Raw genomic sequence first — 12,902 nt, 5'->3', positions numbered from 1 at the left:
ATTAAAACCACTCTAAAAAGCACTGAAAACATGATTATTATTGATGACTTATTGACGAAAAGCGATGTTGCGCAGTTTCGTCAGCAGCTTAACGACGTTCCCTTTGTTGATGGCAAAAATACGGCGATGGGTATGGCTGCAGGCGTCAAAAATAACGGTCAGGCAGATGCACAGGACAAACGTGTTCAGCAGCTGGCTAACCAATTGCTAAGCAAATTAGGTAACCACCCCAAAGTTATCTCCGCAGCCCTTCCTCAACGTATTTTCCCGCCGTGCTTTAACCGCTACAGCGAATCGCAAACCTATGGCTATCACGTAGACGCCGCCATTATGCGTATTCCGAATACGCCCGATGTCTTACGCAGCGATATGTCGATGACGATTTTTCTTACAGATAAAGATGACTACGAAGGCGGTGAACTTGTTATTCAGACAGGATTTGGCGAGCAAAAAGTTAAATGCGATGCCGGAAGCGCCATACTCTATCCATCTTCAAGTCTACACAAGGTTACGCCTGTCACTAAAGGCGAACGTATTGCCGCTATCACCTGGCTGCAAAGTATGGTGAGCGACCAGCAAATGCGTGAAACGCTTTTTCAGCTTGACCAAAGTATTCAGTCGCTAGTTAACGCCGGCACCGCTGAACGAGAGCAGCTTGATGGACTTCATCATGTTTACCATAACTTGGTAAGAAAGTTTTCTCAGCTTTAACCGCGATTAAACTCAAGCACAATCTGACACAAGTACTATCGCAAAAGTTTTCTTGAGAGCGAACGAAATAAAAACCTAGTCAACAAGGTCTTATACTAAAGGTGTAGCGCAGTTGTATATTACTGGGTTTATTCTATGGTTAAGTCAATTGACGCTTTCTTTTTATGCTTTGTGCTGTGGTACTTGAATGAAATATAAAACACTTTTTACCGCCCTTTTTCTTATGGCTTGTTCAAGTATGGCCTTAGGACAAAATGCTCAAACCGCTAGCTTTTCTATCACGCTGAATGATAGTGATGGTGAGCCTGTCGATAACGGCGTATTTCTATTTGAGCCGCAGTTTGAGGTGGATGAGCATCAAATGCCACACCAAAAGCCAGCCGTAATGAATCAAATAGATAAACAGTTTGAACCTCACGTGCTTGTGGTAAAAGCAGGTACTGAAGTGACTTTCCCTAATGCGGATAATTTGTTTCACCACGTCTATTCATTTTCACCTACGAAACAATTCGAACTAAAGCTCTATAAAGAGTTTACGGCAGAGCCTTTACGCTTTGAAAATGCAGGTATTGTGGATATTGGCTGTAATATTCATGATTGGATGCTGGGCTATATTGTAGTCTCAGACTCTCCTTATTTTGGTAAAACTGATAATGAGGGGCAGTCTTCTATTTCACTTCCTCATGGTGAGTACACCGTCCGTTTTTGGCACCCGCAAGTGGAAGGTGAAAAAGCGCTCCCTGCACAGTCCATTTCTGTGTCTGCCGATACTCAAGTAACATGGGCACTTAATACAAACATAATTAGGGATGACGGATTCGATTCTGGTTTCGGCGACTATTGATGCGGTTTGTCACTCAAACATTAGCCCTATTGTCGTTAGTTTTCTCTATCGCAAGCTACGCAGAAACAGACTTTTTGTTGCGCGGAACCTGGGCGCTGAAAGAAAACAAACAAAGCTTTCAAGACTTTGGCCAAAGCCACCAGCGCTTCGAAGGTGATGGCTTACACCTATCTCAAGCAATTATTTCCACCAATCAGCGTTTGTCTAATAACTGGACCCTATCAGGTATTTTAAACGCCTACAGCGATGGTGAAGAACGGCTCAACTTTTCTCAGCTTTACCTGAAATATCGGCCGCTCAGTGCTTCTACCATAAAGCCAGAGGTAAAAGTCGGTGCATTTTACCCGGCTATTTCAGCTGAAAATACAGATATTGCCTGGCTATCCCCTCACTTCCTCACTAACTCAGCCATAAACAGCTGGATCGGCGAAGAACTCAGAACCGGTGGCGTTGAACTTAGCTTTAGACAAAATGGCAGACAAGTGCGAAGCAACTGGTCTTGGAAAGTATTAGCCAGCTTGTTTAAAGGAAACGATAGCACTGGAACGCTGCTCTCTTGGCGTGGCTTTGCACTTCACGATAGACAGTCACTTTACAACGATAGAGTGAATTTTCTGCCTATTCCGGGTGTAATCGATGAAGAAAAACTAAATGCTCCCGCATGGACTGAACCTTTTAGAGAAATAGACAACCGCTTCGGCTACTATTTCGGGACGCATGTGGCGTACAAGCGCAGCGCTGAAATGCGCTATTACTATTACGATAACAACGCAGACGCAAATGCAGTCGACCCCGACCGCATCTACGCATGGCATACACGCTTTCATTCTTTAACGCTACGCTATCTGCCTCGCCCCGAGTTGACACTGTTTTCTCAACTTCTATATGGCGACACCCTAATGGGAGAAAATATCGTTGATAATGACTTTGTGAGCGCTTATGTTGCCGCTGCCTTAAATTTGAATATGGTGGGACTGAAAGACTTAACCGCGGCAGCACGCATAGACTGGTACCGCGTCATTGATAATGACAACACAATGTACGACCCAAACGGTAGTCGAGGTAACGCCTATACAATTAGTGTAAAGTACGACATTACCTCTCGCTTTTCAGTAACGACAGAATGGCAATTAAACTCAGGCAATCAGGAAAATTTGCGCTTTTTTCAGCCTAGTGAGAATTTCACAGAACACCTCTTTCAAGTGGCGTTAACCGCAACACTCTGAACTATAGCTTTTTAAAGCTCAGTCTGGCGAAATCTAACTTTCGGCAACCTCGATTAAGTCAAATTTCGTCTCACTGTCACCTTTAACCATAACCTGACATTGCCCCCAACTTTGTGGGATATGCCAAACATGAGCCTCGGCTACGGTGAACTTTTCTCGGTGGGAGTCACAGCGCACTTCCACAGTATCAAGTTCGCCTTGTATGTTATTAAAAGCAAACTTATTTCTTACCAGCGTGTGGAACCAACGTCCGTTGTCTCCCATGCTCACAGGTACCTGAAGATTCTTTTCAGACGCAATGAATGTTTCAACCTGATTTATTACCGCAGAAGTTTCTTCGATACGCTTTTGTTGATCATCCATTTCTTGCAGCCTGCTGTAAGATTTCAAAGCATCTGCGAAATACCCTCGCTGGGTGTCTAAAAGAATTTTTCTTTGAAGCACGTAAGCAACGTAGTCGTCATCGAACACCGCATTGTCAAAGCGCTTTTGTCCATTGCTAGCAAGCAACCGCGTTAAGCTTCTCGCCTCTCTTTCGATGTCACCTTTAGCACCTGCAATCTGTGCGTCAAGACTCAGCAACCACGCATTCTCGTATCGGTTTAACGTGTCCCAGCTTAATAGCTCTTTAAGAGCTTCGTCTGCCGCCTCTACGTCTCCCGCGTTAAATATTTCATCTACGTTTTTATAAGCTTTAATAAATTTACGAGTGGCGCCCGTTTTTCCCACTAATGCGAAATCCATTTGAACAGCTTGATGACACTGTTGTGTAGGTTCGCCGTCTTTTATTGCTGGATCATACTGCCACTTCTTAACGGCTGATAGTGCACTGCGCTTGAAAGAGGGGCTTCCGAAGAAATCTTCTACTACAGGGTCTTTCACCCTGCCTTCTTCATCGATAACATAACTCAGCCTAACCCAGCCTTCACGGCCTTTTCTCGCTGCAGAAGAAGGATATCTAGGGTCAACGCGCTCTAACGGGGTCGCGGGTTTAAATGCACTTATCCGCTCCACTTCGTTAGCCTTGGCTTCTGCTAGTGCTTTCTCTTCAACTTCATCACAGGGAATGCTCAACTCTTGTGCAGTTGCGCCAGCCATATAACCAGAAGTGAGTAAAACAGCTACCATAAAGGCGAGCGGCTTTTGCTCAGTCCTATACTTGTACATGGGTAGGAGCGATGGTGGGGCTTCACGTCGTTTAGCTTTTTTCAATATCGCTTTAAACATCACTATCATCCTTAATAACGGTTCAGGCCTTTGTTGCAATATAGGTTATTTTTTCCTCGATGACTTTTCAAGTGACGCATCGGGAACATTTTTAATCATCATCTGCTCCTTACGCTTTGTCATCATCTTCGCTAACCGACGCATACTCACTGTTGTATCTTTTTCGTCTACAATATCTACGCCCAATAAGCGTTCCAGCAAATCTTCTAAGGTTAAAACGCCTTCTAAGCCACCGTACTCGTCTACTACCAACAACATGTGTACATGCTTATTAATGAAGTGCTCAAAAGTTACCGATAAAGGCATGGTGTTTAATACTGTGACCAAGTCTTTGGCGTATTCAGAAAGCGCCTTATCAGTGTTACCTCTCGCCTGAGCGACCAACAAGTCAGAGCGCATTACGTAGCCAGTAATGTTCTCTGAGTCACTATCTTCAAATACAGGTATACGTGAAAACTCAATATTGGCGTGCTTATGGAAAAACGCTTCCACCGTCATCGACTCTGATACTTTAAATAGCGCCGTTCGGTGGGTAATAGCATCTTTAACTCTAAGCTCGTGCAAGCTTAATAAGCTCTGCAAAAACGCCGCTTCATGATTAGCTAACTGCCCTTCCTGCCCTGACAGTTCAGCCATAGCGTGAAGCTCGCTGCGGCTCAATCCGCGAAGTGGGCTGTCTTCCTTGAATCCTTTAGTCATGAGCTCAGACATTTTAACGAACGGCATAAGCACGATTGAAAGGTATTTGAGAAAGTATGCCGTTACAGGGGCAAGTGTTCGCCAATAAGTAGCGCCAAGTGTCTTTGGAATTATTTCTGAAAAAATTAGAATAAGCAGAGTAAGGACAGCTGAAATAACACCTAAATAGGCGTCGCCGAATACGGCCGCTGCTTGCGCACCTGCGCCGGCAGCCCCCATGGTATGGGCAATGGTGTTCAACGTTAAAATAGCAGATAGCGGAGTATTGATATTATCGGTTTGTTTACGAAGTAATGCACCGCTGGCTTTGCCGTCTTTTTCCAATACCGAGATATACGCTGACGAAACGCTCAGAATTACAGCCTCTGCGATTGAGCACAAAAAAGAAAAGCCCAGTGCAATGAAGACGTACACAATAAGTAAAAGCATGTAATTATTCCAAGCGTCCCTGTAGGTTTAAACGCGTTTTAATTTAAAGAAGTTGAGTGACTATTATGGATAATAGAGCGGGATATACAAGCGCTCTGTAAATAACATTCGAGCGCTTGAATGAGGAGTAGCAACTGCAGCGTTAAACCTAACCACAGCATGCCGAGTGCTGTTCGTGATTATGGCGATCTTGCTGAAGCTTTTTCACACCCAGCCTTAACATTAATCCCGCCAGCAAAATTGCACATAAACCATAGATTATTTGAACACCTGCGCCGTGCTCATGAACGTGGCTGGCTGTTTTGATCATCGAAGATAGAGAAAACGAGGACACTAGGTAGTTTAGTGCGTAACCAAAGCCTATGCTTGCCGAGATAACGCTGAACAAATAAAGCACAAGTGTTCGCGCCCCCATCTCTTGTTTTATCATGCCCATAGTAGACACGTTAGTGGCAGGGCCTGCCATTAAAAACACAAGCACCGCACCAGGTGATAAGCCTGCAGCCAAAAAGCCAACCGCAAGCGGTGTAGACGCGGTAGCGCATATGTACATAGGAATACCAATAAGTGCCATAACAAGCATGGCGACCACACCATCTCCCCACTGGGTAAGAAAGTCGGTGGGCACCCAAGTTTTAATGGCGGCGGCGAGGGCTAACCCAATAAGTAGCCACACCACAATATCTTCTAGCAGCTTGCCACTTGCATAAGACAATACCTTAGCCACCTGAGATGATTTACGCGGTAGATTATGATCATGCTGATGTGCGGGGTCGCCGTCATAGCATTGCGTCTTATCCTCTGGTTTCTTCACAACCTCTGGCTCTGCTTTAGTGCTGCAACACGATGATGTGGCTGAGGCAGCTACAGGTTCACCCTGCACTGTTAATTCGTTGCGCTCTGCAAAAAAACGTACCATTAAACCTGCGTAAATTGCACTCACCACGGCTGCAACAGGCCTAACTATAGCGTACAAAGGCCCCAACAAAGCGTAGGAAACTGACACACTATCTACACCCGTTTCTGGTGTGGACACTAAAAAAGATATTGTTGAAGACTTAGATGCGCCGCTTCGGCGCAAACCGAGTGCTGCCGGAATAACGCCACATGAACAAAGTGGTAACGGCGCGCCGATAATAGCAGCTTTGCTAATAGAGCCAAATGATGCGCTGCCCATATGCTTTTCAAGAAAAGACACAGGCACTAGCTCATGCATTACTCCTGCGACAAGTAAACCCAATAGCAGCCATGGCGCTGATTCCATGAACAGCGCTAGAAAGTTTTGCCCTAGTAAAATGATATCTGACACTTAGCCTCTCTTGTAACCTTGCCTTAAGCTTCAATGCTCGTAGACATGCTCTGCTTGCAGACAAAGTCACGTTGTCTTAAACACTCCAAATAGTAACAGATATAAGGTGTGACAGAAAATCAACAAAACTGATTAGGTTGATTGTAGAAGAATAAAAATGGCCAGTACAAATGTACTGGCCGAATGTCGACTGTCTCTTGAGTGTGCTTTTTAAACTCAGAGGTCAACCATGAAAAATCAAATCATTGTTCAGTTAGTCATTAAGCTGCTTATTCTTGTGTGACCTTGTTTTGCTTCTCTTTTTTAAGTTTAGACACTACAGAGAAAGCTTCGAGCATTACCAATACTGAAACTATCAGCACTACTGCGTCTAAGAATACTAACAAGTAGTTTCCTTCTACGTAGTACTCTTTAAGCTTAATCAAGCCAGCAAAGAAAGCCATAATCAACACGAATACCATGGGTATAAGCGTATACCTTGCAGGACGCCCGAGCTTTATCAACATAACCGATATAACCAATAGGGTCAGGCTAGCTAAGATTTGGTTAGTCGAACCAAATAGCGGCCAGATGATCATGCCTCCACTGCCTGACGCACCGCCTGCACCAAACGCGAGTAGCAAACAGCAGCCTACCGCCACAAGCGTTGCTATTACGCCGTTTTTCAGTGCACCGATAGAATAAATATCACCCCATTCTTGTATGATGTAGCGCTGTAAGCGTACACCTGAATCCATAGTGGTACCTGCAAACAGGACAACCATTACCGCGAGGATCGTTGAAGAAAAATCTACTGGCAGCCCCCAACCCTGTTGAATAAGGTTCGCACCACCGGTGATAAATGCGCCGACACTGCCAGCGCCTAAGTGACTGTATACTTCGTGCCATTCTTCAGGTGAAGCAGCGAACGCTACACCGCTAACCGCGACAATAGTAATAAGCGCAAGAGAACCTTCGCCCACAGCGCCAAGGTAACCTACGAAACGTGCGTCTGTTTCTTTATCAAGTTGCTTGGAACTAGTACCTGATGACACTATGCCGTGAAAACCAGAAACCGCACCACACGCAATAGTGACGAACAGCAACGGGATTAGGCTTGGCGAATCTACCGCCGTTTGCGTGTTAAATGCTGGCGCTGTGATATCCGGCATAGCAAAGAAGACAGCACCGTAAAGTAAAAATAAGCCCACTAATAGCTGCATACCGTTAATGAAATCACGCGGCTGTAGCAGCATCCATACAGGAAGTAATGAGGCAATAGCTGCATAAACAAAAAGAATGATTATCCAATTTGCTTTATCGGCTAAGCCAAACATAGTTTCTGGCAAGCTCAGTGGAATATAACTACCCGCGTATACCGACGCGTAGAGAACGATAATGCCAACAATACACAACGGAATAAGGCTAAAGTTACGCTTTAATAGCTGACCAATAATCAATGCAACCACAATTGCCATCCATGCAGGAAAGACTGCCGTAGGCTGAGAAACAAAGGAATTAGCGATAACTACGCCGAAAACGGCATTAACCATCAAGAGCACAAGGAAGATTACAATCATGAAAAGAGAGCGGGATCGTTTACCAATAACGCTCTCAGAGAGCGCGCCCATGGATTTCCCTTTATGGCGTGCGCTGGCCCACAAAGCCCCCATATCGTGCACACCAGCAAACAAAATCGTACCAAATACCACCCACAGGACAGCGGGGACCCAGCCCCAATAAACGGCAATTGCGGGACCTACTATCGGCGCAGCACCGGCTACCGAGGTAAAATGGTGCCCCCATAACACTACTTTATTGGTGGGAACAAAATCGACACCATCTTGCATGGTATGGGCTGGGGTTACAAAACTATCATCCAACTTGAATATGCGGTTCGCAATAAACTTCGAATATACGAACCAACCAAGCAACATTCCAATGATGCCCAGTATCACTATGGCAATAGACTGCATTTTATTATCCTAATATTGTTTTTATAAGATCTCATAAGCTTCGCTGTATATCGAAGCTTAAAAACCCGAGTCTGTCTTTTCACATTAAACCATTTGTCACCATGGTTTAGCGCCATTGTAAGACTAAAGTCTAATCCTGACGTAGCTTTTTCCGACTCTTCATACCACTTAGCGTTTCTTGATTATAGGCAGCGCTACGGAAAAGAGAAAAATAACGCTGTTAATCTCAAATTTTCTATCAAACAGGTAAACAGCGCTTTAAATAAGATGCATTCTCGTTTATAAATACGCCTCTTTTTATCTGTAGGCAGAACAATGGCATCACCTAAATTCCACATGGCTTTTCGCAAATATCACCGTTGGCTTGGTTTTTTTCTCGCAGGCATTATGGGTGTATATGCTTTAAGCGGCATCCTTTTGATATTTCGCCCTACCGACATATTGAAGTATGAACAAACCCACACTAAGCAACTTGAAGCTAATCTAACAAAAGAAGAACTGCTGCCTTTACTCAAAATGAGAGGGAGTAAAGTGACAAGCGAAAATGCAGATGAAATTGTGCTTAATGTAGGAAGCTACGATAAAGCTACCGGTGAAGCGACTGTTACGAAAAAAGACTATCCAATCGTTTTGTCTAAAATGGTTAAGCTTCACAAAGCGACGAATAACAGCCCTCTATTTTGGCTTAACATAAGCTTTGGCGTAGGCTTGCTATTTTTTGTTATTTCCGCGTTTCTGATGTTTGTACCTAAACTGCCTATGTACAAGAACGGGCTAAAAATAGCTGGTATCGGAGCTATCGTTACCGTGTTAACCGTAATTTTTGGTTCGTAATTTTTGCTTCGAAGTTTTCAATTCGAAATATTTGTGTAGTCGAGCCTATGTTATGGCGCTTTTAGTACGCATACTGAACGGTATGCGTACTGGGCTAATTAATTGATAGAGAGAAAAAAGGATTTCATCGACCTGTAAGTGGTCTCCGACTCTGGCGTTTTATAGAAAATCAAATATTCGGCGTGGGATAGCCCTTCAAAGATTTCTATTTGCGCAACACCTCCGCTATCGCGTATTTCGCGACTTACTCGTGCCGTGTCGCTTAAAAACATGTCTCGCGTCCCTGTCACCAGTAGAGTTGGAGGGAACGCTTCAAATGATCCGTAAAGTGGCGATATAGCAGGGTCAGCCAATGCTTTTTTGCCAGCGTATAACTTAGCGGCAGCTTCTAACTGCCCATCATAAGTCACCAGCACATTGTCTATACCCTCGTTTGTGAAAAGAGAATCGCTGGTTTTGGTAAGATCGGCCCAAGGGGTACCTGCATAAACCGCGTTCGGTAAAGGTGTTTCACTTTTAATGAGCGACTGTACCAGTGACAGCACCAAGCCACCTCCAGCAGAGGTTCCCCCTACGAATATATTCCCCTCACCAGCTTGGTCGAGTAAATCATTGTAAACTGCAACTACGTCACTCAGTGCAGCGGGAAAAGGAAACGTTGGAGGCATTCTATAATCAACGCTGTAAACTACGATGCCTAACCTTTCAGCAACGAGCAGCCCTTCTTCGATACTAGGCAAACCGCCAAACAGGACAAAAGCACCGCCATGAATATCAAGATAAACCTTGTCTTTAAATTCAGGTGTAATCGTTTTAGGTGTCAACTTGCGCACTACCACATCATTTAACTTAATAAGCTCAACATCCACGTTAAGCTCTTTTTTCATCTTTTTGATTTTTTTCTTTTGCTCGCTATTTCTAGCGTGAACATAGTTTCTCCATTCTTCAATGGTACGAGGCATACTCGCTATTACTTCTTCCTTGGTGAAGTGGGGAAATGCTGAAATGCTTTCTATCAACGCCTCACTGGCTGCTTGGGGTAAGGGGGGCTTATTATTTTGCATAGGGCTTGTAGTACCTAATGTTGTAGGAGTAAACAAGAATAAAAGTACGTACATCAGTAGGTATGTAAATTTCATAATGAATAAACGCCTGACGTAAATGAGTAGTTTTCTTTATGAGTTAAGGTACATGAACAGGGCTGTAATACCAATCCGCATAGATATAGATGCTTCTTTTTTACGTAGATTGAAAAAACTGCACTAAGTACAGGTTATATCTAGATTGCATTTTGCTATGCTAGCTTATAATTTACTCACTACCGTTAAAATGATTACGACTTTTTAAAAGCGAAGGGATACTAAATCGCACGCTTTAGCTAATAAGTACATAACCTTAGGGATGAAGATGAAAAGCTTTTCTATACACAAACTCCTGTTCTCACTAGGACTCGCTTTATCTACAGTAACAACCGCTATTGCCGACGATGATAGCCAAACGTCAGTTTGGAAAATATCCAATGGTGAAGACGCGGTATATGTAGGTGGCACTATCCATATTTTACCTATTTCTGAATTTCCTCTTCCGAGTGAATTTACCGACGTCTATGAGCAGGCAGACACACTAGTGTTCGAAGTCAAAATGCCAGATCCCACAGACATTGAAGGCCAGCAAAAAATGATGGCAGGGCTCGCGTATGCAGAAGGCAAGTCACTTAAAGATGATGTATCAGAAGAAACCTATCAGGCCCTTAATGCTTATTTAGCTAACTTTGGAGCTACTGCCGATCAGTTAGCTCGATTTAAGCCGGGTATGGTTGCATCAATGCTAGTTGCTATGGAAGCACAGCGCTCTCAGATGGCCGGGCAAGGGGTAGATGCCTATTTTATGCAGTTGGCGGCACGAGACGGTAAAACAAGTGAATACTTAGAATCACTAGATTTTCAAATCAATATGCTTGCGAACATGGGCGCGGGTGAAGAAGATCGCCTTATTTCTGAAACGTTAGAAACCTTACCAGAGCTAAAAGACATGCTACAAAGCACTATTAAAGCATGGAGAAACGGTGACACTGATCAAATTGATGAGTTGGTGGTAGATACATTCAAACGTGAATCTCCTACCTCTTATGATGATGTGTTTACCAAGCGTAATCAAAACTGGCTACCTCAAATCGAAGCTATGTTCGGCGATGAAGACCAAGAGTTTGTTTTAGTTGGTGCAGGACATTTAGTGGGTGATGACAGCGTGATTGCCCTATTAGAAGCTAAAGGTTACAAAATAGAACAAATGTAATTCGCCTTTGGTACAGGGTTAACAAAGCTAAAGCTAGGCAAATGCCTAGCTTTTTTATATCAACTTTTCGTTAAAAATAGACTTAGGCTTATGTCTAAATTGAAACGTTTATTCAATGGTATACACTTAAACTAGATCGCAAACGATTTAAGGCTTCCAAGTACGGTAAGGTATGCACATTAAAAATAAAGGCTTCACTTTAATAGAGCTAATTATAGTAATTGTTGTGCTTGGCATACTAGCTGTTACTGCAGCTCCTAAGCTTCTAAACATTCAAAAAGACGCGCAAGTGGGCGCGCTACAAGGCTTAAAATCTGCCCTAGTCGCTTCTTCAGATATTGTCTATGCAAAATCACTTCTTGAGGGTGTTGAAGGTAGCGCTGATACCACCCTAACTTCAGGTATTCGTGTACGCTATGGCTACCCTTACGCAACACAAACAAATTTGAAACTCGTAGCAGACTTCACCGAAGACGATTGGAAACTAACAGGCTCTGCCCCTGAAGTTATCTTTACTCTAGAAAGACAAACTAGCGGCTTTAGCAATGACGAGATTGAAGAAGATGAAGTATGTAAGCTTACCTATCGTCATCCCAATCAAGGACAGGAGCCAACAATTACCATTAATAATTGTAACGCGTAATATATCTTTACGCTGCTGCGGTGCCCTCATGGATGTCTTTACGACGTGTTTCTTCCTCTCCGTACAGTCTTAATAGATGCATTGTTCAATCTAGAACTATCAGCTGCATGGAAGCAGCTGCGAAGCCGCTAATACAAAAGCTCGGATGGGTCCCCACGGCGTGTTACTTCTTCTCCCCCTCAAACTTATTGCTATGCCGATCAAGGAGGGAGTGGAGCCCCATCAAAAACTGATCGCAGCAGGGACGCTGCTGCGAAGCCGCCATGGATGGCTTTACGGCGTATTGCTCCCCTCCTCTTCAAGCTTTTTGCTATGCATCAAAAGGGAGTGATTGTTGTGCCTTCTGAAACCCTACACCGCAGGGACGCGGTGTCGGAGCCCCCATGGACGGGTTTACGGCGTCTTACTTCTTCTCCCCCTGAAACTTTTTGCTATGCCGATCAAGGAGGGAGTGAAGCCCCATCAAAAACTGATCGCAGCAGGGACGCTGCTGCGAAGCCGCCATGGATGGCTTTACGGCGTGTTTTTGATGGGGCTTCACTCCCGAAGTTCTAAATCGCAGGCATAAAAAAAAGCGCACCTAAGTGCGCTTTTTTGGGCTTATGTTGCTAAGTCTAGATTAGTCTAGGATCTTAGATACAACACCAGCACCTACTGTACGACCACCTTCACGGATTGCGAAACGAAGACCTTCTTCCATCGCAATCGGAGCAATTAGCTCAACTTTGAA

12 protein-coding genes are annotated in these 12,902 nt (G+C 44.1%); 6 read left to right on the top strand and 6 right to left on the bottom strand.

All coding sequences use genetic code 11. The features are described 5' to 3' along the window. The first annotated feature begins 30 nt into the window (after window positions 1-30). The 3 genes from IW644_RS16520 to IW644_RS16510 all read left to right on the top strand — a co-directional run bounded on the left by IW644_RS16520 (window position 31) and on the right by IW644_RS16510 (window position 2,781). Complete coding sequence (locus IW644_RS16520) at window positions 31-711, top strand: Fe2+-dependent dioxygenase (protein WP_269918522.1); 681 nt, start codon at window positions 31-33, stop codon at window positions 709-711. Window positions 712-898: 187 nt separating this feature from the next. After that, window positions 899-1,555, top strand: coding sequence for a methylamine utilization protein (locus IW644_RS16515; protein WP_179984794.1), 657 nt, complete (start codon window positions 899-901; stop codon window positions 1,553-1,555). Next, complete coding sequence (locus IW644_RS16510; RefSeq protein ID WP_269918521.1) at window positions 1,555-2,781, top strand: hypothetical protein; 1,227 nt, start codon at window positions 1,555-1,557, stop codon at window positions 2,779-2,781. Before IW644_RS16515 ends, IW644_RS16510 begins: the two co-directional genes overlap by 1 nt. Window positions 2,782-2,814: 33 nt before the next feature. Here the strand turns inward: IW644_RS16510 and IW644_RS16505 are convergent, their stop codons facing one another. From IW644_RS16505 to IW644_RS16490, 4 genes are all read right to left on the bottom strand, one after another. Next, window positions 2,815-4,008 carry an energy transducer TonB gene (locus tag IW644_RS16505; protein ID WP_269918520.1) on the bottom strand — a complete coding sequence of 398 codons (1,194 nt, stop codon included), beginning with the start codon at window positions 4,006-4,008 and terminating at the stop codon, window positions 2,815-2,817. 45 nt (window positions 4,009-4,053) lie between these two features. Next, window positions 4,054-5,136 carry a CNNM domain-containing protein gene (locus tag IW644_RS16500; protein ID WP_269918519.1) on the bottom strand — a complete coding sequence of 361 codons (1,083 nt, stop codon included), beginning with the start codon at window positions 5,134-5,136 and terminating at the stop codon, window positions 4,054-4,056. A 148-nt stretch (window positions 5,137-5,284) separates the two neighbouring features. Then, window positions 5,285-6,445: an SO_0444 family Cu/Zn efflux transporter gene (locus tag IW644_RS16495; protein ID WP_269918518.1), complete on the bottom strand. Its 1,161-nt coding sequence runs from the start codon at window positions 6,443-6,445 to the stop codon at window positions 5,285-5,287. Between the two features lie 269 nt (window positions 6,446-6,714). Further along, window positions 6,715-8,400 (bottom strand): carbon starvation CstA family protein, encoded by a 1,686-nt coding sequence (locus tag IW644_RS16490; protein ID WP_269918517.1) that lies wholly within the window; start codon window positions 8,398-8,400, stop codon window positions 6,715-6,717. A 315-nt stretch (window positions 8,401-8,715) separates the two neighbouring features. Between IW644_RS16490 and IW644_RS16485 the strand changes: the two genes are divergently transcribed. Further along, the gene (locus IW644_RS16485) at window positions 8,716-9,234 is read left to right on the top strand and encodes a hypothetical protein (protein ID WP_269918516.1); all 519 of its coding nucleotides are present in this window, start codon (window positions 8,716-8,718) and stop codon (window positions 9,232-9,234) included. 98 nt (window positions 9,235-9,332) lie between these two features. Here IW644_RS16485 and IW644_RS16480 read toward each other — a convergent pair whose 3' ends face one another. Then, entirely contained in the window at window positions 9,333-10,373 is a 1,041-nt protein-coding gene (locus IW644_RS16480; protein ID WP_269918515.1) for an alpha/beta hydrolase, read from the bottom strand. Between the two features lie 268 nt (window positions 10,374-10,641). Between IW644_RS16480 and IW644_RS16475 the strand changes: the two genes are divergently transcribed. Continuing rightward, window positions 10,642-11,529 (top strand): TraB/GumN family protein, encoded by an 888-nt coding sequence (locus IW644_RS16475; RefSeq protein WP_269918514.1) that lies wholly within the window; start codon window positions 10,642-10,644, stop codon window positions 11,527-11,529. Window positions 11,530-11,701: 172 nt separating this feature from the next. Next, window positions 11,702-12,172 (top strand): type II secretion system protein, encoded by a 471-nt coding sequence (locus IW644_RS16470; protein ID WP_269918513.1) that lies wholly within the window; start codon window positions 11,702-11,704, stop codon window positions 12,170-12,172. A gap of 619 nt (window positions 12,173-12,791) precedes the next feature. Here the strand turns inward: IW644_RS16470 and IW644_RS16465 are convergent. Further along, the coding region (locus IW644_RS16465) for a hypothetical protein (RefSeq protein WP_269918398.1) at window positions 12,792-12,902 on the bottom strand (111 nt) is incomplete at its 5' end.

Origin of the sequence: Alteromonas sp. PRIM-21, from assembly GCF_027563165.1 — a bacterium.
Classification (GTDB): domain Bacteria; phylum Pseudomonadota; class Gammaproteobacteria; order Enterobacterales; family Alteromonadaceae; genus Alteromonas; species Alteromonas macleodii_A.
The sequence above is the reverse complement of the archived record's forward strand: the minus strand, read 5'-3'. Positions and strand labels throughout refer to the sequence as shown.